Source organism: Roseibium limicola (assembly GCF_017313085.1).
GTDB classification, from domain to species: domain Bacteria; phylum Pseudomonadota; class Alphaproteobacteria; order Rhizobiales; family Stappiaceae; genus Roseibium; species Roseibium limicola.
Genome location: NZ_JAFLNF010000008.1, coordinates 211,841 through 233,417 on the forward strand (window position 1 = coordinate 211,841; position 21,577 = coordinate 233,417).

The window sequence follows — 21,577 nt, forward strand, 5'->3', positions numbered from 1 at the left end:
ATCAGTCGTAAAGGGCTGGAGCCAACCGCTCACCCGGCGCCGGCGAGCTTTCGCGGATCCGCAATTCCGGCTCGATCCGGATCGGCGTGTGCGGCACTCTTTCGCCGGCGATCTGCCGCAACAGTGTCAGCGCCGCCAAGCGGCCGATCTTGTCCGGATGGTTCTGCACCGTGGTCAGGGCCGGAGTGCGGGCTGCGGCCCCATCAATATCGTCATAGCCGGTGACGGCAATATCCGGCCCCGGTTCCAGCTTGTGCCGGCGGAACATCGGCATCATGCCCAGCGCCACCAGATCATTGAAACACATCACCGCCGAGGGGCGATCAGGCGCTTCGAGAATGGTCTGCACCGCCTCACGGCCATCTGCCTGGGTCATCGCTTCGGGCAAGTCCAGCTGCGCCGTCGGGTCGATGCCCGCCTCCTGCAGAGCCTTGCACCAACCAGCGTGACGGTCCCTCCCGGTCGAGCTGTCGCGTCGCCCGCCAACCATGGCGATCTTGGAATGTCCGCGCTCGATCAGATGCTTCGTCACCGCATAGGCGCCCGCCACATCATCCCCCAAAATGCACGGCGCCCAGACTTTCGGCACCTGGCGGCACATCAGGGTGACCGGGATGCCCTGCCCGACCAACCGGTTGATTTCCTCCGCCGTGGTGTCGACGGAAGGACACAGGATCACGCCATCGGCCCGGTGCTGCAGCAGTGTGTTGATGAAGGCCCTCTGGCGTTTCACGTTGTCCCGGTGGTTGCAGATGAAAATCATCTGCCCCTGCTCTTCCAGAACCGTTTCCAGTGCAGCAAAGGCCTCGGCAAAATACGGATTGAGGATATCGTGCACGGCAACGCCGACAATCTGGCTGCGGGCTGTCCTCAACGACGCTGCGGACCGATTGTAGATGTAACCGATCTCTTCCGCCGTGCGCTTGACCGTGGCACGGGTGTCCTCGGCCACCAGCGGACTGTTGCGCAGGGCCAGGGAAACGGTCGCGGTCGAGATGCCCAGCTGATCGGCAATATGGCTGAGGGTCAGACGTTTTCCAGGCCGCAGGCCGGAAAACGAGGCCATATCAGGCCCGTCCTGGTCGCGTGGATCAGCTGTAGAAGCCTCACTGTCCTGTAAACTGGACTTGTCTTTATCCGGCCCGTCGCTGTCTTCCATCACACTCAGTCTCTCACACGCACTGCACCGGCGTGCCCGGGCTCGCCAGTCTCAATCCATACAGCCTGCGATTGGCAGGTTCTAGCGTCGTGGAGCTGATTCGTCGAATTCCTCACGAAGATTGACGACAACACGCCGGTTTTGCGAGGTGCAGGTGATGTCGGAGCAATCGGTTACAGGCCGTTCAATGCCGTAACCCTTGGTCCACATGCGTTTGGCCGCAACCCCTTTGACCACCAGTGCGGCCATCACAGCATCGGCCCGCTTCGTGGAAAGTGTCTTGTTGGCCGCATCGCCACCCGGCTCATCCGCATGGCCCTGGATCTTGACCAGCCACTTCGGATTTCTCTTCAGCCAGACCGCCTGACGGTCGATGCTCATCTGGGCTTCGTCGGAAATCTCGGAGCTGCCTTCGGAGAAATAGATCCGCCGCCCGACATTCAGCATGAAGTCCTCTTCCGACCCCGGCTTCATGTCGACAAAGCCGGGAGCCGTTGCGTTGGTCACATCGGGCGTCGTCAGCGACGAAACGTTACCACAGGCGGCCAGTGCCCAAGACAACCCGAAAAATAGGCCAAGGCTCAAAAGCCTCGCCCCCCTGCGATCCAGAAAATTCATAGTGTACTGTCCCCAATTCCAACGCGCGCATCGGAAGGCCTTCACCGTGCCTTTTGAAATCCAGCGCCGTTGTTCTCAGTCCCTCAAGCCCTCCGTTGCCGGTCAGCCTGCACTTGCGCCCAGGTGCTCCAGCACCAGTACCTGCGTACCTTTCGGGCAACGCTGATAAAGATCAATGATATCTTCCGGGAACATCCGAATACAACCGCTCGAAACATCGCGGCCGATGCTCCACGGCTCCAGCGTTCCATGCAGCCGGTAGCCAAGATCCGAGCCGTCACGGTAGAGATACAGCGCCCGCGGTCCCAGTGGATTGTTGGCGGCACCGCCCTCCACCTTGCGCGGCAGATCCGGTTGCCGTTCCAGCATCTCAGGCGGCGGCACCCAGCGTGGCCAGATTGCCTTGCGGTCGATGCGGGCGCGGCCATACCACTTGAAGCCCTCGCGCCCGACGCCAACGCCATAACGCAAGGCGGTGTTGTTCTCCCAAACCACATAGAGAAAATGATTGCGCGTATCGACGACCACGGTGCCTGGCCGCTCTTCGGAGAAATATTTCACCATCTGACGGTGCCAGGCCGGGTCTATCTTGTCGAAGTTGGTCTGCCGGTAGCGGAAACCATTGTCCGCATCAAAGCCGGAGAAATAGGCCGATGCAGCCGTTTTCGAAAGAGCCGGATGCACCCCTGCAACGGCGCCGAGCAGGGCAAGGCCTCCCGTTGTCAGACTGCCTGCCAGGAACTCACGTCGTGTCACGCCCATGATTGCCTCCCTTGCCCCGCTTATTCACTCGGTCGCGCATTCGACCGCCAAGATCACGAGTACCCGGTTCACCAGGGCCCAGTTCACGCGTAAGGGAGCCATCTATTTAGGGCGCAAACCTGTCGCAGCGTCAACCACCGAGAAAATTGGCAGACAGTGGCGCGCATTCGCTGGTCAGCTCATGCTTTCTTGAGAAACTGCTCGCGGTAGAGAATGTAGAGCCCCGAGGCGACAACAACGCCTGTTCCGGCGGCCGTCGTCCACATCGGCACATCGCTAAACACCAGATAGCCCAGGATGACCATCCAGATGATCTGCACATAGAGGAAAGGAGCCAGCAGCGACGCGGGGGCCAGTCGATGCGCGATGATCAGGATCCAATGCCCGATCAGGCCGTAAATGCCAGTCGACAGCAACAGCACCCAATGCAGCAGGCTCGGCGGCTCCACCCAGACACTCACACCGATGGGCGTCATCGCAAGCGCGGCCACGACACCGGAGACCATTAACATGCTCATGGAGGATTCCGTGATCGCCAGCATCCGGGTCAGCAGCATGTAGAAGGCATAGGAGATCATCGACAGAACCGAGTAGATCACCGCCCAGTGCAGTTGCCCCGACCAGGGCTGTGTAACCAGAAGCACGCCGCAGAAGCCGACGATAATCGCTATCCATCGGCGAAGCCCCGCCCATTCCCCCAGCAGTGGACCGGCCAGAGCCGTAACCAGGAAAGGCGCGGCAAACATGATCGAGATGGTCTCGGCCAGCTGCAGATATTGCACAGCCAGAAAGTTGAACAATGTGGTCAGCAGCAGAGCGAAGGAGCGCACCACCTGCAGACCCTTGCGGTTGGTCTTCAGCGCTTTCGGCCGGGTCCATATGCGGAAGAGGAAAACCGCGATGACCGAATGGCTGACAAAACGGATCCACACCACCTGCATCGGTTCAATGCTTTGGCTGAGAAACTTGGCTGTTGCATCAAGGCAGGAGAACAACAGACATGCCAGCAACATCAGGCCGATGGCCACAAGCGGCGATCCATCCGTGCTGCCCTTGGCAGGCACAGGAATCAGCTCATCAACCGGGGTTTCCGGATCATCGGTCGGCGGTGTCATCGGAAGGGGGGCCAAGAGAAACTCCAGGAAGGCAGAAGGGCGCAGCCTGCCAAATCAGCAAACGTCGCGCCTTTTTATAAGATTACCTTACTATCGTCCATGGAAGTTTTCCGAGCGTTTCACATCGGCGCCGGTTTCGCGATTGCCAGCGCCCCAATGGGCGCTATGGTCGGGGCAGAGCAATCTTCTGCACGTTCAAACTTGGAACATCCCAATGGCCACCCTCGCCTACGCTTCCCCTGTCGGAGTTCTGGTCATTACTGCCCACGAAGGCGCGCTCACTCGCCTCGACTGGCAGGAGAGAAGTCATCTGCAAGTCAATTGCGATGCGGACGAGGCGTCAAATGAGGATACAAGACTGCTGGCGGAAACCAGGCGCCAGCTGGACGCCTATTTTGCCGGCACACTGCGCCGGTTCGATCTGCCGATGAACCCTAAGGGAAACGATCTGCATCAGGCCGTGTTTCAGGCCATGCTCGATATTCCCATGGGGGAAACCAGAACCTATGGAGAGGTTGCGAAGAAGATCGGAAATCACGCCCAGCCGGTGGGTCAGGCCTGCGGCGCCAACCCCATTCCGGTGATCATTCCGTGCCACCGTATTCTCTCAGCCACGGGGCTCGGCGGCTACTCTGGCAACGGCGGACTGGAGACGAAAATTGCCCTGCTGAGGCTGGAAGGCGGCTATCCGTTTCTGCTCTGAGCCCGACTGAGTCGCTCAGAAAAACCTTCAGGCAACCAGCGAGCCGACGGCGAAGGCGACAAGGCCAATCGCAAGCCAGACCATCAAGGCCCGGCCGGAGGAGGTGAGATTGGTGCGCCGCTGACCACCATATCCGGCGACGCGAAGACGACGATTGCTACGGAAGGCACGATTAGAGATATGCTTGAAGCGCGAACGCAATTCAGCCGCTTTACGGGCTCCACGCTCTTCATTCAATCCCTGATCCGACATCCGCTTCTCTCCTTAACGCCACAACTATCTTACGGACAACAACGCCTGAACCTTAGATAGGTTCCATAAGCCGCATTTCAATTGCCAAATGCTTCAAATCTTCTGGCTGAAACCTTGCGACCGTCTCTGCAAGCGCAAGTCAGCGTCGATATCAGAACCTTGTGTCCGTCTTGTGCCAGTCATCAAAGCCGTCTACCTGTCACAGCGACCCGAGCCGACAGGAGCCCGTCTTGCCCGACAATTTCGACAGCCGGATGACCGCTCCCGACGCGACAGATCCGTCGGGTGAGAACCTTGCATCGCTTGCCACGGCCGGTCTGAAAATCGGGGTCTGAGGCTAGAAGGCGGCTGTCCGTTTCTGCTCTGAGGCCGATTTGGACGTTCAGACAAATCTTCAGACAATCAGAAAATGAACATCCCGGTGACAAAGGCGACGGCAAACCCAGCGATACTTATTGCCAGCCAGACAACCAACGCCCGCCCGGAAGACGTCAGGTTGGTTCGCCGCTTGCTACCATATCCGGGGACGCGAAGGCGGCGGCGGCGGAAAGCACGATTGGAGATCTCACTGAAGCGCGCACGCAATTCGGCGGCCCTGCGGGCGCCACGCTCTTCGTTTAACCTCCGACCTGTCATCCAATTCACTCCATCACTCATCGTCCGTCTTGTGATTTATAACGAATTTACACTAAACAGTTTCCATAAGCTTAAATACAATCTCTGAATTCTTAAATTCTATCTGCGAAACCTTGCCGCATGTGCAACTGGCTAAGGCTGAAGCAGAGCTATGGCGGTCGTCTTGTGTCGGTCATCGAAGCCATCTACCTGTGGCCGCACGTCAGGGGCACAGGAGCATATGGTGAAGGACGTTACTGACAATGATGAGACTAAGCGTAATGCAACACCTTCTGACGAAGGCAACCTTGCATCGCTTGCCACGGCCGGGCTGAAAATCGGGGTGCTGTCCTTTGGTGGGCCGGCGGTTCAGATCGCCCTGATGCACGACGAGTTCGTCACCCGGCGCAAGTGGTTGAGCGCCGACCGATTTCAGCACGCCTTGAGCTTTTGCATGCTGCTTCCTGGCCCGGAGGCCCAGCAGCTGGCGACTTACTGCGGCTGGCTGATGGCCGGTGTGCGTGGCGGATTGATCACCGGACTGCTGTTCATCTTGCCCGGTGCGTTGATCATGGCCGCGCTCAGCACGATCTATGTGCTGTATGGCGCTGTGCCTTTGGTCGAGGCCATCTTCTATGGCCTGAAGGGAGGCGTTCTTGCCATCGTGTTGCAAGCCCTCTGGCGGATCACCCAGAAAGCTCTTGCCGGCGCGTTCCTGAAGGCCCTGTGTCTGGCAGCTTTCATCGCGCTGTTTGCCTTCAACCTGCCGTTTCCACTTGTGGTTCTGGCCGCAGGCCTTTTGGGGTTTCTCTTTGCACCCAATCCCACTGGTGTCCCGGAAGCGCCCGCGACGCCCGAGCGCCTTCCAGTTAGCAAGCAAGTCAGTCTCTCGCCCCTGCTCCTGAAAGGGCTTGTGCTGTGGGCTGCACCGGCGGCTCTCGCCGCTCTGCTGATTGCGCCAGACCATGTCCTGGTGCGCCTGTCCGGCTTCTTTTCCACCTTGGCTGTTGTCAGTTTCGGCGGCGCCTATGCGCTGCTCAGCTATATGGCGCAAGTGGTCGTCGACACGCTCGGATGGCTGAGCCCGGAGGAAATGCTCGATGGTCTGGCGCTGGCGGAAACCACGCCGGGGCCGCTCATTCTGGTGACGCAATTTGTCGGATTTCTCGCTGGCTGGCGGTTTGCCGACCCATTCGCGCCGCTGACCGGGGCCCTGCTTGCGGCAGCCGTGACCACCTGGGTGACCTTCGCGCCGAGTTTCCTGTTCGTGCTGATCGGCGCCCCCTTCATGGAGCGGCTGCGCGGTATTCCCGCCCTGCGGCGGGCGCTGGCGGGGATCAGCGCCGCGGTTGCCGGCACCATCCTCAATCTCAGTGTCTGGTTTGCGCTCAACACCCTGTTTGCGCAAACCCGGCAGATCCAGCACGGGCCGCTGGACATCACCTGGCCGACCCTGACGACGCTGGATCCGGTTCTGGCGGGGATCACTCTCCTCGCCCTTGGCCTCACCCTTGGCGCAAGGCTGTCGATCTTTCCGCTGTTGGGAATATGCTGCGCCGCCGGCCTGCTGGCCCGCTATGCGCTGTGAGGCACAGGCGGGCTTCAGAGCGGACCAAAATCAGGCAGGCGTCAGCTGCGGCGCGTCCCTGTCTGAACCGGCGTCCGCCTCGGCGTCTTCCGCTTTGGCTGCAACAGGGTCGGCGACGCCGGCCTGATCCGCCGGGGTTTCGCCCTCGGTCTCAAGCTCGAGCTCGTCTTCCGGATCGTCTTCCGGCGTCAGGCTGAGGTTTTTTTCCACCTGGCGCAGCAGCTTGCGCAGCTTCTTGCGGTCCTTGTCGTCCAGGCCTGCCATGGCCTCGCGCTCAAGCCGCTTCCACGCCTTGTCGACGCCTGTCACCAGCTCGCGGCCTTCATCCGTCAGATAGACCCGCGCCAGGCGGCCATCGCTATCGGAGACCTGACGGCGCAGATACCCCTGCGCCGAAAGCCGGGTGACCATCTTGGTAACCGTCGGCGGCTGCACGCCGAGTGTCAGCGCCAGCTGGCTCATGGTCTGGCCGTCGTTTTCCGCCAGAACCTTCAGCACCAGCTCCTGTCCCGGATGCAAGCCGATGCGCATCAGATGCGAGCCGGATCGCGACCGCAGTGCCTTGGCCGACTGGGCCAAACGGTAGGTCACGCTCTTCTTGTGATTGAATGCCATGGTCATGCCCCGCAACTCATCAAGTAACGCCCGACGGCTTCCGCCGGATCCTGGCGCGACCCTAAGACCGTTCTTTAACCGACGAATGACACTCGCGGGGCAAACGACATTATCTAGAAGCTTTTCAGCCTTCGCTCCACTTTAGCCAGGTAAGTTTCGCGGCTTTCTACCGTCGAACTGTCCATCTTGTAGTGCGCCATGTAAAGCGTCTTGCCGCGTGGATGACACAGCGCCCGCATGCCCCGCATCAGGGTCTTGCGCCCGGGCTCACCCACCAGCTTGGACAGCCACCACGACGCACCGCAGGTGGTGACGACGCCCAATCGCACGATGTGCTGCATGTTGGGCCGCATGCCCCGATCAGCTGTCGGCATCTGGAAGGTGACGTGTGGCACCCAGACCCGGTCCAGCCAGCCCTTCAGCATCGCCGGCAACCCGTACCACCATGTCGGGTAGACAAAAATCAGCATCTCGCACCAGAGGATGTCGTCGACATGCGCCTTCACCGGCACCACGTTGTCGCCCTCGTCGTGATAGCCGCGCCGCTCCTCGGCGCTCATCACCGGCTGAAAGCCTTCCTTGTAGAGATCCCGCAGCCGCACCTCGTGACCGGCGGATTTCAGCGTCGCGACAACCTTGTCGCGCAAGGCCGCGTTGAAGCTTTCCTCGCACGGATGGCAATAGACAACGAGCGCGCGCATCAGAATTTCTCCATGGCCACACCGACCTTGTCGAGGAAGCTCTTGCGTTGGGCATCAGTCACCCGGTTCATGTCGTAAAGCGCGTGATAAGCCACTGGCGCCGCCGGCTTGATGATTGCCCGGAGCACCCGCGTGGCAATCTTGCGCGGCGGATCGCCGACCAAAAAGGCCCGCAACCGTGCCCCGCCATAGGTGGTGACAACCGCCAGCTTCCTGATGTTGTGCAGGCTTGGCCGCACCTTGCCGTCGCGCATCTTGAACGAGACGCCCGGCAGGAACACCCGGTCGAAGAAGCCCTTGAGAATGGCCGGGTGGCCAAAATTCCACACCGGCGTGCAGATCACCAGCGCCTCGGCCCTTTGCACCCGGTCGACATAGCCTTGAACCGGCATCTGATTGGTCTCCAGGTCGTGGTAATTCAGCCGCTCCTCGCGGCTCAGGCGCGGGTCGAAATCCTCGGCGTAAAGGTCCAGATCATCGACCTCGTGCCCAGCTTCCGTCAGCGACTGCACCACCTGGGCATGCAGCGCCGCGTTGAAACTCGTTTCCACCGGATGGGCGAAAAGCACCAGAACTCGCATGGGGTATGCACTCCATCGTCTTCAAATTTCGGACATGCGAAAGGGACGGCCCGCACGTGTCCCGTGCCGGGCGGCCTTCGCATCCCATTAAAAAACGTCAAACCAAACCGTCAGCCGCGCTGCAAGCCCGGGAACAGGAACAGTTTGTCCGAGGAAAAATCATAATCGGGATTTTCCCAGGCGATCATCTTGCCGGGGTTTAACAGCCCCTTCGGATCGGCCTGCTTCTTGAACGCCAGCTGCACAGCATCCGTCTGCTTCATGCCCCCTTCTTCCAGGGTATAGCGATGCGGATTGAACACCGGACAACCATTGTCCTCATGCAGCTTGATGATCTCGTTCAGCCGCGCTTCGGTGGTGTAGCGCACCAGGGGCAGACCGAAACAGGTGATCTTGCCGTCAAACCGCACATATTCCAGATGGCCGGGCACTTCGTCACCCAGCAGTTCTGTCATCTTGCGCACGCTCTCGATCTGCGTCGGGAACGGATAAAGCACCTGCAGATAGGTGATCGACGGATCAACCCGCAGACCACGCAGGGTCGTGTGGTTCCATGCCAGCTCATAGGCTGGCGGCAGGCCCTTCTTCTCCGCGTCACTCGCCGTGTCGGAACGATACAGCAGCTCGGCGCCGGAAAACCGTCCGACGAAGCTGGCGAAGGCGTCCATTGCAAATGGAGCGACCATGCAGACCACCACCGACTGATCCTTGCGGATGAACTTCTGGTGGCGGAGGAAATACTCATGCGGCACGGGCGCTGCAATCGGCGCGATTTCCTTGACCAGCAGCCCGTCGAGATTGCCCAGATCGTCGCCGAACTGCACTCCGTCCATGAACTGGTCAAATCCGACGACCACATCGACCCAGTCATAAGCTGCCGTCAGTGGCATCTCGACTTCGGTGATGATGCCGTTGGTGCCATAGGCATGCATGACCTTGTGCAGGTCTTCGCCGGTCATTTCCAGCACCTGCGGCTCGGCTTCCATGGTCAGCACGCGCAAGCGCAGAACATTGCCGAGATCGCGCAGTCCGCCCCAGTTGATCGAACCGACACCGCCCGACCCGCCAGCGATGAAGCCGCCGATGGTCGCCGTGCGATAGGTCGAGGGGTGCAGCCGCAGTTCCTGACCCGAGTGCGCCCGTGTTTCATCGTCGATCTTGGAGATGATCGCCCCGGCTTCGGCAACGACAACCCCGGCGCGGATTTCCTTGACCTTGTCCATGGCGGCCAGATTAAGGATTACCCCACCAGCCAGAGGCATGGCTTGCCCATAGTTGCCGGTCCCCGAGCCGCGGGTTGTTACCGGAACATCATGGGCGAAACACGCCTTGAGAACCTGAATGATCTCCGCTTCGGTCTTCGGCGTCACCACCAGATCGGCGGTCACATCGTCCAGCTGCCCCTTGAGGACAGGCGAGTACCAGAAGAAATCCCGGCTTTTCTGTTTGACGATCTGCGGATTGTCTTCGATCTGGAGCCCTTCCAGATCCTGTTTCAACGCTTCAAGCGCGCTCATGGTCTAGCTCCATTTTCAATCATCAGCGGGTCCAGTTCGCGGTAGTCGGGCAGCGTCTCGGTGACGCTGATGCCCTTGCGCAGAACCTCGCGGGCAGCCCTGGGACGCGACAGCAATTCGCTCCAGTTGCGGACTGTAAAGAGAAGAAGATCCGCCGACCCTCCGAACTTCAGCGTCCCGGCATCGACCCCGATCATCTCTGCCGGCTGGGTCGAGACACTGGAAATCCAGTCACCCACCGGGTGATCCAGCTGCAGGATGCGGGTTGCCTGGGTGTAAACCTCGATCAGGTCGAGGTCGCCATAGGCGTAAAACGGATCGCGGGTGTTATCAGAGGACACGGCAACGGGAATGCCGCGCGCCTTCATTTCATGCAGAAGAGTGACCCCGCGCCAACGCGGCGTGCGACCAAGCTGACGGTCCTGCAGATACATGTTGCACATCGGCAAAGAGACAACGCCAATCCCGGCTTGCGCCACCAGATCCATCGTCCGGTCGGCCTCATCTTCCGGCTGCTGCGCCAGCGAGCAGCAATGGCCACAAACCACCTTGCCGTCAAAGCCGTTACGCAGCACGGCGCGGGCAATCGCCTCGAAAGAGCGCGCTTCCGGATCCTTGGTCTCATCCACGTGGAAGTCGAGATCGAGACCACGCGTCTTTGCCGCCAGCACAATCCTATCCAGCAGGCCGTCCAGCCCTGGCATCATGTAGGTGACTGCACCAAGCACCCCGCCTGCCGCCTGCACCCGATCTGCAATACTGTCGAGAAACTCCGGAAAGTCTGCCAATCGGTCAACGCCGAAAAGACAAGACCCTTGAAGGGTGATGCGGTCAGCCCAGGCGTCCCGCACTTCACAGAACACCGGCCAGGAAATCTCATCCTGTGGCGGCAAACTGTCGATATGGGTGCGGATATGGCTGGTGCCATGCACGAAGGCCGAGCGCAGGGCAAAGTCCATACGTGCGCGCACGTCCTCTGCCGTCCAGGCAGCAATCCGGTCCTCACCGACAGTCTTCAGCGCCCCGGCAAATGTGCCATCCGGGTTCGGTCGACGCGGCGAGATATGCCCCTTGTCGAGATGCGTGTGCATGTCGACCAACGTCGGCAGCACCAGACCACCGTCGAGATCATGCCGTGGCAGGCCCGGCGTTTCAGAAGCTTTGGATGATGAACCGGCTGGCGAGATCGACGAGATCTTTCCGCCTTCGATAACCAGATCCGTCCGCACGAGATCGGACGCCCCCGGAGTAGAGCGCGCCAACAGGCACGCCGGCACCGTGGCATTCAACAGGTGCAGATCGCCCGTGGCGACCTGCGGCAAGACGCGTTGCATCTCCTAGTTCTCCCGTTTCAGGGCACTTTCGTGCCACTTGCGCAGAAGCAGATGCGATATCAGGCTGGTCATGCCGAAAATCATCACCCCGGCCACCGACAACAGGATCAACGCTGCAAAGAGGCGTGGAATGTTCAGGCGGAACTGACTTTCCAGCAGGCGGTAGGCCAGACCGGACTGAGCGCCCGCAGAGCCTGCAGCGAATTCTGCCACGACGGCTGCGATCAATGCCAGCCCACCGGCAATCCGCAAGCCCGCCAGGAAGTAGGGCAGCGCGCTCGGCAGCTTCAGGTGGATCAGGGTCTGCCAACGATTGGCACCATACATCTCAAACAGATTCAAAAGGTTATGGTCGGTCGATTTGAGGCCCTGCGTGGTGTTGGACAGCACCGGAAAAAACGCCACCAGCCAGGCACAGATCAGCAAAGCTGACTGGGTGGTCGGGGCATAGATCAGGATCAACGGCGCGATGGCGACGATCGGTGTCACCTGCAAAATGACAGCATACGGATAGAGCGCCAGCTCCACCCAGCGCGACTGGGACATGAGAACGGCCAGACCGACACCGCCGACAAGCGCAATGCCCAGCGCCGAAAAGGTGATCTTCAAGGTGATCAGCAGCGCGCCCGATAGCGTGCCCCAGTCCTCGACCAGCGCCTGCGCCACGCGCCATGGGCTCGGCAAAATGTAATGCGGGACATCGTAAGCAGCGACATACCAGGCCCAGACAATCACCAGAAGTGCCAGCATGGTAAAAGGGATCAGGACCTTCAACACCTTGGCCGTTCCGCTGTCCTTCGACACCAGGATCGGGGCTGGCTCATCCAGATCAGCCGGCACATGCGCCGAAGTGGTGGAAGCTGTTGTTTGATTGACTGTGCTCATAGGTGATCATTCGCATCCATGGCCGCATGCAATGCGGCGGAGGCGTCCCTGCAGTAGTCATTGTAGATAGGAGAGGTGCGGAAGTCCTCATTGCGCGGGTAAGGCGCACCGACGGGCATGTCGCCAACGACGCGGCCCGGACGGGCTGCCATGACGACGATCCGGTTCGACAGATACACACTCTCGAACACCGAGTGGGTCACGAAGATCACGGTCCAGCCAAACTTCTCCCACAGATGCAGAAGGTCGTTGTTCAGCTTGAAGCGGGTGATTTCATCCAGGGCGGCGAAAGGCTCATCCATCAACAACAGCTTGGGCCGCGTCACCAATGCCCGGGCGATGGACACGCGCATCTTCATGCCGCCGGACAGCTCACGCGGATAAGCCTCGGCGAATTTGTCCAGCCCAACCATCTCAAGCGCTTCTAGCACCTGATCGCGGGCGGTCTCTTTCGACTGCCCCTTCAGCCGCAGTGGCAACCAGACATTGTTGAAGACGGTCGCCCATGGCATCAGCGTCGGCTCCTGAAAGACGAAACTGATTTCGGGCAGGGCTTTGCCGCTGGCATCATGGCTGGCCGTCGGCCAGTCGATGCTGCCCGCACTCGGGTCGCCCAGACCGGCGATAATGCGCAACACCGTGGATTTTCCGCAGCCTGACGGGCCCAGCAGCGAGATGAACTCGCCTTGCCGGATATCCAGGCTCATGTTCTGCAGAGCGGTCGTTCCGTTGGAAAAGACCTTGGAAACGTTCTTCAGGCTGACAAGGGATTTGCCGGTGGGCGAATGATCGGGAGAAACAGCGGCCGTAGCCGGTTCGATTGTCACGGGAAAGCTCCGTTTTAGGCCAGAAGCCGGCCAGGCGCACATGCACCGGGTCTGCTGCAAGAAGGGGCGCACGGCGGAATGAACCGCCGCACGAACCCTATGCTAACAGAAGGCTATTGTTGAGGAGAGGCTGGAGAGCTGAAATCAGCCCTTGAGATCCATACCAACGCCCTTGCACACGAACTCTGTCGTGTAGACATCGGTGATGTCGAATCCTGCCTCGACCACGCCGGCTGTGACCATCGTGTCGTAGAAGCCTTTTTGCTTCTCGTCGGTCATGCAGCCAATGCCCTGTTCAAGCGCTTCACCGGATTCCACCAGTCCGAAGGACTTCATGGTGTCGATGGAGAACGTGATCTGCGCATCGGTGATCTCAGGATTGTCCTTCTTGATCAATTCGTTGGCAGCCGCGTTATCGCCGTAGAGATAGTTGTACCAGCCTTCGATGGTCGCATCGACGAAGCGCTGGGTCAGATCCTTGTTCTCCATGACGAAGTCCTTGCGGCCTTCAATCATCGTCGAATAGGTCTCAAAACCGGCATCGGCCAACAGGAACAGCTTCGGCTTGATGCCGCCGACTTCTTCAATCGCGAAAGGCTCGGACGTGATGTAGCCCTGCTGAGCGGACTGCTTGTCGGCCAGGAACGGACCCGGATTGAAGGTGTAGGGCTTGTACTGCTCGTCCTTGAAGCCTTCGTAGGCGGATTTCATCCACTGGAAGTAGGAAGCAAAGCCGTCCTTGCCCATGAAGATGGTCGGCAGAGTGGCCAGATCCTCGAATTTTTCCAGACCCTGATCCGGATGGGCGATGATGACCTGCGGATCTTTCTGGAAGATCGCGGCAACTTCGATCACCGGAATGTCCTGGGCCAGCGCATTCAGCGGCTGCAGCATGTTGCCGGCCATAAAGAAATCGATCTTGCCTGCCAGAAGCAGAGAACGGTTGGCAGCCTGCGGACCACCCTGGATGATTTCGACGTCGAGGCCGTATTTCTCATAAGTGCCATCGGCAACGGCCTGATAGTACCCGCCGTGCTCAGCCTGGGCCAGCCAGTTTGTGCCGAACTTCACCTGGTCCAGCGCATGGGCACTGGTGGTTGTCATCAAGGCTGCTGCCAGAATTCCGAAAGTCATAGAAGTGCGCATATTGTCCAACCTCTCCTGTCGCTCATGACCGGCCACCCGCGCGGATCTCTCCATCGCAGGGCATATCTTGAAACCGGTCCGTTGCTCTGCCGCTGTGCCTCCACAGGCCCTGGGAGCGGATCAGGCAATCACGCCTGAATTGTTTTGCAAGCCCTGTGCCAAGCACGGCCCGCACAACCCTTGACGCAACCAGCAGGAGACTTCCGCGGTGGAAGCCCTCCTCACGCCGGATGGGTAGCACCTGAGCAACTCCGTTTTAAAACACCTTCTGCCCAAATAATAATCACTTTGTAGAAACGCCATGGTCAAAGCTTCGGCAGCGGTCCTCTTGTCGAGCGACGCGAACCTGAGCTACGCCACTTGGGAACAATGACCCTCGACAAGGCATCGCCATGACCAAATCCCTTCTGCCCTCCAGCGTCCGCGCGCCCTTCGCCCGCTACAGCCACGGCATGGAAGTGCCTGCCGACCATCGGCTGGTCTTCACCTCCGGGCAACTCGGCATCACCGTCGACGACCAGATCCCGCAAGGCGTCGAGGCGCAGACGCGGGTCTGCTTCGAGAACATCCGCGAAATCCTCGCCGAGGCCGGCATGGATTTCTCGGATCTGGTGCGCATCAACGCCTATGTCACCGGGCGCGAGCATATGGCCGGATACATGAAGGTTCGCGACGAGTTCACCCGCGACCCCGCCCCGGCTTCCACGCTGATGATCGTCTCCGGCTTCACCCGTGAAGAGTTCGTTGTGGAGGTCGAAGTTGTGGCAGCGAAACCGGATTGAAACGACGTTGCCAAAAAACGCTTGCACCGGCTCGCGTGACTTAGGAAAACTGTGCACCGGTCTGCTGCTGAGGGGCTGATAGACCGCGTACAGGCACGGACTGGCTGACAAGCCTCCGTGCTGTTTGACATTTGAGGGATAATTCCCGCCCTGCGCGGAACTCGGGTGGCCATTGCGCCGCTATCAAAGCCTGCAGGTCCCAGTTCAAGGACCGTTTCCATGCGTTTGTGGATCAAAGACCCGATTGCAATTCTGGCTGAAGGGGCCGAGCGCGGCGTTGTCGTCGAAGATGGCGTCATCGTCGAGCTGATCGGCAGCGGCAAGCAGCCGATGCTGCCCGTCGACCAGACCTATGATGCCTCGCGCCACGTGATCATTCCTGGCCTGATCAACACCCACCACCACTTCTTCCAGACCCTGACCCGCGCTCACCCGGATGCGATCAACAAGGAACTGTTTCCCTGGTTGAACGCGCTCTACTCCATCTGGGCCCGCCATGTGACGCCGGAAACTTTCCGTCTCGGCTCACGCCTGGCCATGACCGAGCTGATGATGTCCGGCTGCACCACCGCGTCTGATCACCATTACCTCTTCCCCATGGGTCTGGAACAGGCCATGGACATTCAGGCTGAAGAGGCCGAGCGCGTCGGCATCCGCATGACGCTCAACCGTGGCTCGATGAACCTCAGCCAGAAGGATGGCGGCCTGCCACCCGACAGCGTCGTCCAGGACGAGGACACCATCCTGGCTGACTGCGAGCGGGTTCTGACCAAGTATCACGACACCTCGAAAGGCTCGAAGCTGCAAGTGGCTCTTGCCCCATGTGCGCCCTTCACGGTGACCAAGCGACTGATGCGCGAAAGCGTGACCCTGGCGGAGAAATACGACTGCCGCCTGCACACCCATCTGGGCGAGACCATCGACGAAGACGACTATTGCCTGGAAAAATTCAACTGCCGCCCGGTCGACTACCTGGAGGAATGCGGCTGGCTCAACGAACGCGTCTGGCTGGCCCACGGCATCCACTTCAACGACGATGAAGTAAAACGTCTCGGGCACGCCTGCGTTGGCGTCTGCCATTGCCCCACCTCCAACATGGTGCTTGCCTCCGGCCAGTGCCGCACCAAGGAGCTGGAAGCAGCCGGCTCACCGGTCGGACTGGGCGTCGATGGATCAGCTTCCAACGACAACTCCAACCTGATCGAGGGCGTCCGCCACGCGTTGATGATCAACCGGCTGACCTATGACGCTGCCAGCGTCACCCACTTCGATGCCTTTCGCTGGGCAACAGAGGGCTCGGCCCGCTGTCTCGGCCGCTCCGACATTGGCGCCATCAAGGTTGGCATGATGGCCGACATGGCGTTCTACTCGCTGGAAGAGCTGCGCTTCTCTGGTGCTGGAGATCCTCTTGCCGCCCTCGTTCTTTGCGGTGCTCATTCGGCGGATCGTGTTATGATCGGTGGTGCCTGGACGGTGGAGGATCGCCTGCCAGTGGGAATGGATGTCGCAAAGCTCCGCTATGAACATGGAGCCGTGGCAAAGCGTTTCTTGGAATCTCTCTGATCCGCGATTTCACCTCAGGCAGGGCAGTCGCGTTGGAACCTTGAGCCGCCTTCGCGGTTCTCACCAAACAACCTGCCCTGCCTGGGGATTCCTCGACATGCAAATCTTCGCCTGCCCAACCTGTTCCAGGGCGGTTTATTTCGACAACACCCGATGCCGTTGTGGCCAGTCGGTGGTCTTTGACCCCGACAGCCAGAGCATGCGCATAGACGGCGCGTCCTGCGGCAATCGCGAGCAGATTGCCTGCAACTGGATCGCCGAAGAGGCAGGCCTCTGCCGGTCCTGCAATCTGACCGAAACCGTGCCCGACCTTGGGGCTGAAGAAAACATCGAGCTCTGGGCCCGCACAGAAGCGGCGAAACGCTGGATGCTGGCCAATCTTGCCCGCTGGGGCTGGTTCACCCCGCGCGATCCCGGCGACAGGCCACAGTTCAAGCTGCTGTCCGAGCAGACCGCCGCCGGTGAGGCCGATGTGGTCATGGGCCACGCCAATGGGCTGATCACCATCAACGTGACCGAAGCCAGCGAATCCATGCGCGCCGAGCGGCAGGAAACCCTCGGCGAGCTGTACCGCACCATGCTGGGCCACATGCGGCACGAGATGGCGCATTTCCTTCATCTGCGCCTGTCGGCCAACCCACAATTTCTATCGGAATTCCGCAATCTGTTCGGCGACGAACGGGAAGACTACGGCGAAGCTCTGAAGCGCCACTATGCAGACCCCGGCGTGCCAGGACAGACCCATATTACCAGCTATGCCACAGCGCACGCGCATGAAGACTGGGCTGAAACCACTGCCCATCTACTCCATCTGGTTGACTTGCTGGACAGCGTCGTCGCCACACGCCTGTCGCTGCCGGAAGGTCCACGTCCAGGCTATGACACTTATCGCGAAGAGGATGTCGAGCACATCATCACCCTGGCCGTAGACACCGCGCTGGCCATCAACCACGTCAACCGGGCGATGGATCTGACCGATCTCTATCCCTTTGTTCTAACCCAGACGGTGCGCGAAAAACTGGCCTTCGTCCATAAATGGCTGCACAACCCCGTTGCCCACACCGGAACCTGACACTTTCGCAACACTGACCGATTAGATTGAAAGCCAAGCACCTTGGCCTTCAATCTATCTGGTGCGTGGGTTCTTCATGCTGCTAAGACTGAAGCATGAGCCACGCCGCCCCTGCCCCCTCCCGCCTGCCGATCATCAAGGTCTATGCTGGCGGGATCGCCACCCAACTGCTGACAATCGGCATCGCCCGCTTTGCCTACACGCCGCTTCTGACGGTGATGCAGGACCAGGATGTGTTGAGCGCCAAGCTGAGCGGCTGGCTCGGCGCTCTGATCTATGTCGGCTATCTGCTCGGTGCGATGATCCTGTCGGTGCTGCGCAATCCGGCAATCCGGCTTCTGCTGTTTCGCATCGGCCTGGTGCTTGCCGTCCTCAGCACCTTCGCCATGGGGTGGACACAGAACCCGTGGCTGTGGGGCTTTTCACGCCTCGCCGGCGGGTTTGCCGGGGCAGCCGGCATGTTGCTGGCAGCAGAATTCATTCTCATCTGGCTGACGCGCAACGATCTGCGTCCCGACCTTGGACCGCATTATGTCGGCCTGGGCATAGGCATCTGTCTGTCCGGCGTCGTCGCACTGGCACTTGGCAACGACATGCCCTGGCAGGATCAATGGCTGGTCTTCGGTACGTTGTCCGTGGTCCTGCTGCCCTTCGCCTGGGGGCTGACCCCCTCGCCCGACGGCGCGACCCGCAAAGCCAGCGCCAACAGCCACCATTCCTACGCCCCTGCAACCAAACTCTGGTTCTGGGTGTTCGGGGCTGGGTATCTGACCGCCGGATGGGGCTATGCCGTCGGCGCAACATTCAGCGTCGATATTCTCACCGGCCTGATCGGCTCCAACAATGCCGCCGTGATCATCTGGATCGTTCTCGGGTTGGCAACGGCAGCCGGCGCAATCTTCGGCTCGGTCGCAGCTCGGGCATTTGGCATACAGCGGGTTCTTGTGGTCTGCATGGCCGGTCAGACGCTTTCGCTGGCTGGCTACGCCCTGTCCTTCGGCACGATCATACCCTTTATCGCCGCCGTGTTGTTCGGCGCCTGCTTCATGGCTGTCGTCTCCCTGTCACTGATGCTGACAGGCCTGAAGACGCCGCAAAACCCAGGCGCAGGCATGGCCCGCATGACACTGCTTTATGGGATGGGACAGATCATCGGCCCGGCCACCACCGGCTGGCTGGTGGCCGCTCATGGCACCTATCTGATCGCACTGGCAGCAGCCGTCGCCCTGATGATCCTCGGCACCGGCCTCACTTTATGGGCCAACAAGATCGAGTAGGGAGAGACGTCTGATCAGGGGGATCAATCCGCCGCCAGCGGTACTCGAAAATGCTTGGCCAGAACCACGATGACCAGCGAGATAAAGGCGACGATCAGGAAGGACACCCGCAGCGAGAAGTGCTCGCCGACAAAGCCCAGAACCGGCGGTCCGAACAGGAAGGCGCCGTAGCCAAGGGTGACCACGCTGGCAATCGCCGCCCCCTTCGACACAGTCGGATCGGCTGCCGCGCGGGAAATTGCCAGCGGAAACATCGGCGCATTGCCGATGCCCATGATCGCCACACCGAGCCAGACCACATAGATCGTCGGGCCCCAGACCAGAAGCGCGCAACCGATGAACCCGGCCAGCCCGCAGACCTGCGCGACCCGCACAGGTCCGAACCGGGCCGTCAGCGCATCACCGGAAAACCGCATCACCACCATGGCGCTGGAATAGACAGCGAAGGTGATGGCCGCCAGGGATTCAGAGAAGAACAATTCCTGGATCTGATAAAGCGCCGCCCAATCGGTTACGGCCCCTTCGCCGATACCCCCGGCCAGACACATGATGCCAACGAAGACCAGAGCCCCTTTTGGCAAGGCAATGACCGGCGGGCGTGAGCCAGTGGGCTCGCTGCGTTCCGACACCCAAGGCGTCGTCAGGGCATAATACAGCGCCGGCAACATGAGCAGCACCCACAAGATATAATGTGTCGTCACCGGCAGATCGAGCCACAGCGCCACGGCCCCGCCCCCGGCTCCGGCAACAGCCCCCAGACTGTAAAGCCCGTGGTAGGACGACATGATCGGCCGACCGAGTTCTTTCTCCACTTCGGCGCCCCAGGCGTTCATCGCCACGTCCAGCGAGCCAATGACAGCCCCCAGCGCGAACAGGCAAAAGGCAAACAGCGGCACATAGACCGTGCCGAACGGCAGAGAGAGAAAAGCCAGAAGCAGCGCGACAGCGAGGATCTTGGACAGGCGTTCGGCCCCCATCCGGTCAACCAGATATCCTGCAATGGGAAAACCTGCCATCGAACCGACAGCCAGCGACAGCAACAGCGCACCGAGCGGCCCTTCCGACAGACCCAGCAGCTCCTTGAAATCCGGGATACGGGCCGCCCAGGCGCCAATATCCGTTCCGAAGACAAAGAAAACGGCGCCGACTGCGCGCCTTGCACGTATTGCTGACATGAAAACCCGCTGGATTTAAACCCCATTGCCGGATTGCGCCGGCAGGCCATGAAAATCAGCCTGTTTGGGAGAAGATAGACAGGGAAGCTTAGTAAAACCGAGCGGACTTTAGACGGAACATTCCGACCGGGCAAGGGAGCGTGCCACGAAGTTATGCACGTCCCGCTTCAGCAGAAAACCCGCAGCGGAAACAGCCGCATCATACGACCAAGCCGTTGCCTTGAGATGCTTCAGGGCGACCGGCATTGGAGATCGCTTGATAGGCTGCCAGCGCTGTCGCCACGCTGCGCGCGCCATCAGCATTGTCCTCTCCAGCAGCAGCACCGTCGCGCGAACCTTCGGAGGCTCCTCCGCCGGATCCCGCCTCGACTGGCGACGTCGTGCTCTCCACCCCAGTTTCTTCATCCCCTTCGCCACGCAGTTCCTCAGTGCGTTCTGTCCGCGCCTGGGTCTGGGCTTCCTGCAGGGCAGAACGCGCCTGCTGCGCCACCTTCATATCCTGCGACGAGGGTTCTGCCGGCGCGGTTGCTGCGCGGATCACCACCTGCATCTTGCGGATGGTGGCTTCCGGGGTTCGTTCCTTCGATGTGTCGATCGCAACTTCGCCACCGATGGCGTAGCGCTTGCCGTCTGGCCCCTGCTGGAAGGTGTAGCTTGGAGCCCCCGCATGAGGACCACCGGTGCGAGCGTGGGCTTGCTCGTGGGCGCGCACCTCACGGTCGCGCTGAGCCAGCTCCTTGACCTGCTTCTCTTCCTCTTCACTCAGGCCGTCGCCGGTGGCATCCGCCTCATCATCAGCCGCTTCCCCATCCACCGGGCCGGCCTGCTGAGCTTGCTCTGCGTCCTCGGCGCTCGCCTGCTGCGTAGCGGTGCTCTCCGCTGAAGGGGTTGATCCTGTCGCAACCGCTCCGGAATTATTTTGACCAAGGTCATTTTCAGCCTCAGACGCCCCATCTGAAAATTGACCAGGGTCATTTTCCTGCAAAAAAAGCGCTGTTTCGGCGGTCAGATTGGTCCTTGCCACCGCATCCAGTCGACGCTCGGAGACCTGGCTGGAGGGTTTCGTCACCGACGGACCAGCAACATCTGTGCGGGGATTGCTCCTGACAGTCGCCTCATTGGATGCAGCTGCACCCGATGCACCTCGCGCCTCCGAAGACGGCTGTCCTGTCCCTGCAAGCACGGCGGCCTGCACGGTAGAAAGGCTGACAGATGGGGTTGGCGATCCTATCATGACACCAACCTGCCAAAACTCACCCAACGTCAGGTTAACGCGACTTAAGACATCGA

21 protein-coding genes are annotated in these 21,577 nt (G+C 60.4%); 6 read left to right on the forward strand and 15 right to left on the reverse strand.

What is annotated here, in order from left to right:
- Position 1 precedes the first annotated feature (1 nt).
- The 4 genes from J0X15_RS17420 to J0X15_RS17435 all read right to left on the reverse strand — a co-directional run bounded on the left by J0X15_RS17420 (position 2) and on the right by J0X15_RS17435 (position 3,669).
- Positions 2-1,159 (reverse strand): LacI family DNA-binding transcriptional regulator, encoded by a 1,158-nt coding sequence (locus tag J0X15_RS17420; protein WP_209015426.1) that lies wholly within the window; start codon positions 1,157-1,159, stop codon positions 2-4.
- 81 nt (positions 1,160-1,240) lie between these two features.
- Positions 1,241-1,777 (reverse strand): OmpA family protein, encoded by a 537-nt coding sequence (locus J0X15_RS17425; protein WP_206943502.1) that lies wholly within the window; start codon positions 1,775-1,777, stop codon positions 1,241-1,243.
- Positions 1,778-1,879: 102 nt separating this feature from the next.
- Entirely contained in the window at positions 1,880-2,539 is a 660-nt protein-coding gene (locus J0X15_RS17430) for a L,D-transpeptidase (protein ID WP_206943504.1), read from the reverse strand.
- A gap of 179 nt (positions 2,540-2,718) precedes the next feature.
- Positions 2,719-3,669: a DMT family transporter gene (locus tag J0X15_RS17435; RefSeq protein WP_231710472.1), complete on the reverse strand. Its 951-nt coding sequence runs from the start codon at positions 3,667-3,669 to the stop codon at positions 2,719-2,721.
- A 199-nt stretch (positions 3,670-3,868) separates the two neighbouring features.
- Between J0X15_RS17435 and J0X15_RS17440 the strand changes: the two genes are divergently transcribed.
- Positions 3,869-4,357: a methylated-DNA--[protein]-cysteine S-methyltransferase gene (locus J0X15_RS17440; protein ID WP_206943506.1), complete on the forward strand. Its 489-nt coding sequence runs from the start codon at positions 3,869-3,871 to the stop codon at positions 4,355-4,357.
- Positions 4,358-4,384: 27 nt separating this feature from the next.
- Here the strand turns inward: J0X15_RS17440 and J0X15_RS17445 are convergent, their stop codons facing one another.
- Positions 4,385-4,609: a hypothetical protein gene (locus J0X15_RS17445; RefSeq protein WP_206943508.1), complete on the reverse strand. Its 225-nt coding sequence runs from the start codon at positions 4,607-4,609 to the stop codon at positions 4,385-4,387.
- Between the two features lie 856 nt (positions 4,610-5,465).
- Between J0X15_RS17445 and chrA the strand changes: the two genes are divergently transcribed.
- Positions 5,466-6,812, forward strand: a complete 1,347-nt coding sequence (gene chrA, locus J0X15_RS17450; RefSeq protein ID WP_206943510.1) for a chromate efflux transporter — start codon at positions 5,466-5,468, stop codon at positions 6,810-6,812.
- Between the two features lie 30 nt (positions 6,813-6,842).
- Here chrA and J0X15_RS17455 read toward each other — a convergent pair whose 3' ends face one another.
- The 8 genes from J0X15_RS17455 to J0X15_RS17490 form a co-directional block, all read right to left on the reverse strand.
- Positions 6,843-7,427, reverse strand: a complete 585-nt coding sequence (locus J0X15_RS17455; protein WP_206943664.1) for a MarR family winged helix-turn-helix transcriptional regulator — start codon at positions 7,425-7,427, stop codon at positions 6,843-6,845.
- Between the two features lie 113 nt (positions 7,428-7,540).
- Complete coding sequence (locus J0X15_RS17460) at positions 7,541-8,128, reverse strand: NAD(P)H-dependent oxidoreductase (RefSeq protein ID WP_206943512.1); 588 nt, start codon at positions 8,126-8,128, stop codon at positions 7,541-7,543.
- The gene (locus J0X15_RS17465) at positions 8,128-8,709 is read right to left on the reverse strand and encodes an NAD(P)H-dependent oxidoreductase (protein WP_206943513.1); all 582 of its coding nucleotides are present in this window, start codon (positions 8,707-8,709) and stop codon (positions 8,128-8,130) included. Before J0X15_RS17465 ends, J0X15_RS17460 begins: the two co-directional genes overlap by 1 nt.
- Before the next feature lie 110 nt (positions 8,710-8,819).
- Positions 8,820-10,226, reverse strand: coding sequence for an FAD-binding oxidoreductase (locus J0X15_RS17470; protein WP_206943515.1), 1,407 nt, complete (start codon positions 10,224-10,226; stop codon positions 8,820-8,822).
- Positions 10,223-11,560 (reverse strand): cytosine deaminase, encoded by a 1,338-nt coding sequence (locus tag J0X15_RS17475; RefSeq protein ID WP_206943517.1) that lies wholly within the window; start codon positions 11,558-11,560, stop codon positions 10,223-10,225. The genes J0X15_RS17470 and J0X15_RS17475 overlap by 4 nt, the downstream gene beginning before the upstream one ends.
- Before the next feature lie 3 nt (positions 11,561-11,563).
- Positions 11,564-12,400, reverse strand: coding sequence for an ABC transporter permease (locus tag J0X15_RS17480; protein ID WP_408015353.1), 837 nt, complete (start codon positions 12,398-12,400; stop codon positions 11,564-11,566).
- A 41-nt stretch (positions 12,401-12,441) separates the two neighbouring features.
- Positions 12,442-13,266 (reverse strand): ABC transporter ATP-binding protein, encoded by an 825-nt coding sequence (locus J0X15_RS17485; protein ID WP_331461951.1) that lies wholly within the window; start codon positions 13,264-13,266, stop codon positions 12,442-12,444.
- Between the two features lie 150 nt (positions 13,267-13,416).
- Positions 13,417-14,418, reverse strand: coding sequence for an ABC transporter substrate-binding protein (locus tag J0X15_RS17490; protein WP_206943523.1), 1,002 nt, complete (start codon positions 14,416-14,418; stop codon positions 13,417-13,419).
- 392 nt (positions 14,419-14,810) lie between these two features.
- Here J0X15_RS17490 and J0X15_RS17495 point away from each other — a divergent pair, with 392 nt between their 5' ends.
- The 4 genes from J0X15_RS17495 to J0X15_RS17510 all read left to right on the forward strand — a co-directional run bounded on the left by J0X15_RS17495 (position 14,811) and on the right by J0X15_RS17510 (position 19,112).
- A complete protein-coding gene (locus J0X15_RS17495) occupies positions 14,811-15,200 on the forward strand; it encodes a RidA family protein (protein WP_206943525.1) in 390 nt (129 codons plus the stop codon).
- A 219-nt stretch (positions 15,201-15,419) separates the two neighbouring features.
- Complete coding sequence (locus J0X15_RS17500; RefSeq protein WP_206943526.1) at positions 15,420-16,763, forward strand: 8-oxoguanine deaminase; 1,344 nt, start codon at positions 15,420-15,422, stop codon at positions 16,761-16,763.
- Positions 16,764-16,860: 97 nt separating this feature from the next.
- Positions 16,861-17,835, forward strand: a complete 975-nt coding sequence (locus tag J0X15_RS17505; RefSeq protein WP_206943527.1) for a zinc-binding metallopeptidase family protein — start codon at positions 16,861-16,863, stop codon at positions 17,833-17,835.
- A gap of 95 nt (positions 17,836-17,930) precedes the next feature.
- Positions 17,931-19,112 carry a YbfB/YjiJ family MFS transporter gene (locus J0X15_RS17510; protein ID WP_206943528.1) on the forward strand — a complete coding sequence of 394 codons (1,182 nt, stop codon included), beginning with the start codon at positions 17,931-17,933 and terminating at the stop codon, positions 19,110-19,112.
- 23 nt (positions 19,113-19,135) lie between these two features.
- Here J0X15_RS17510 and J0X15_RS17515 read toward each other — a convergent pair whose 3' ends face one another.
- Together J0X15_RS17515 and J0X15_RS17520 are read right to left on the reverse strand one after the other, a co-directional pair.
- Positions 19,136-20,287 (reverse strand): MFS transporter, encoded by a 1,152-nt coding sequence (locus tag J0X15_RS17515; protein ID WP_206943529.1) that lies wholly within the window; start codon positions 20,285-20,287, stop codon positions 19,136-19,138.
- 199 nt (positions 20,288-20,486) lie between these two features.
- Positions 20,487-21,521: a putative metalloprotease CJM1_0395 family protein gene (locus tag J0X15_RS17520; protein WP_206943530.1), complete on the reverse strand. Its 1,035-nt coding sequence runs from the start codon at positions 21,519-21,521 to the stop codon at positions 20,487-20,489.
- Positions 21,522-21,577: the final 56 nt, after the last annotated feature.

Excerpts from the sequence above, each read along its gene's own strand:
- J0X15_RS17420 (WP_209015426.1), bottom strand. The coding sequence starts at position 1,159 with ATGGAAGACAGCGACGGGCCGGATAAAGACAAGTCCAGTTTACAGGAC.
- J0X15_RS17425 (WP_206943502.1), bottom strand. The coding sequence starts at position 1,777 with ATGAATTTTCTGGATCGCAGGGGGGCGAGGCTTTTGAGCCTTGGCCTA.
- J0X15_RS17430 (WP_206943504.1), bottom strand. The coding sequence starts at position 2,539 with ATGGGCGTGACACGACGTGAGTTCCTGGCAGGCAGTCTGACAACGGGA.
- J0X15_RS17440 (WP_206943506.1), top strand. The coding sequence starts at position 3,869 with ATGGCCACCCTCGCCTACGCTTCCCCTGTCGGAGTTCTGGTCATTACT.
- J0X15_RS17445 (WP_206943508.1), bottom strand. The coding sequence starts at position 4,609 with ATGTCGGATCAGGGATTGAATGAAGAGCGTGGAGCCCGTAAAGCGGCT.
- chrA (WP_206943510.1), top strand. The coding sequence starts at position 5,466 with ATGGTGAAGGACGTTACTGACAATGATGAGACTAAGCGTAATGCAACA.
- J0X15_RS17455 (WP_206943664.1), bottom strand. The coding sequence starts at position 7,427 with ATGGCATTCAATCACAAGAAGAGCGTGACCTACCGTTTGGCCCAGTCG.
- J0X15_RS17460 (WP_206943512.1), bottom strand. The coding sequence starts at position 8,128 with ATGCGCGCGCTCGTTGTCTATTGCCATCCGTGCGAGGAAAGCTTCAAC.
- J0X15_RS17465 (WP_206943513.1), bottom strand. The coding sequence starts at position 8,709 with ATGCGAGTTCTGGTGCTTTTCGCCCATCCGGTGGAAACGAGTTTCAAC.
- J0X15_RS17470 (WP_206943515.1), bottom strand. The coding sequence starts at position 10,226 with ATGAGCGCGCTTGAAGCGTTGAAACAGGATCTGGAAGGGCTCCAGATC.
- J0X15_RS17475 (WP_206943517.1), bottom strand. The coding sequence starts at position 11,560 with ATGCAACGCGTCTTGCCGCAGGTCGCCACGGGCGATCTGCACCTGTTG.
- J0X15_RS17490 (WP_206943523.1), bottom strand. The coding sequence starts at position 14,418 with ATGCGCACTTCTATGACTTTCGGAATTCTGGCAGCAGCCTTGATGACA.
- J0X15_RS17495 (WP_206943525.1), top strand. The coding sequence starts at position 14,811 with ATGACCAAATCCCTTCTGCCCTCCAGCGTCCGCGCGCCCTTCGCCCGC.
- J0X15_RS17500 (WP_206943526.1), top strand. The coding sequence starts at position 15,420 with ATGCGTTTGTGGATCAAAGACCCGATTGCAATTCTGGCTGAAGGGGCC.
- J0X15_RS17505 (WP_206943527.1), top strand. The coding sequence starts at position 16,861 with ATGCAAATCTTCGCCTGCCCAACCTGTTCCAGGGCGGTTTATTTCGAC.
- J0X15_RS17510 (WP_206943528.1), top strand. The coding sequence starts at position 17,931 with ATGAGCCACGCCGCCCCTGCCCCCTCCCGCCTGCCGATCATCAAGGTC.
- J0X15_RS17515 (WP_206943529.1), bottom strand. The coding sequence starts at position 20,287 with ATGTCAGCAATACGTGCAAGGCGCGCAGTCGGCGCCGTTTTCTTTGTC.
- J0X15_RS17520 (WP_206943530.1), bottom strand. The coding sequence starts at position 21,521 with ATGATAGGATCGCCAACCCCATCTGTCAGCCTTTCTACCGTGCAGGCC.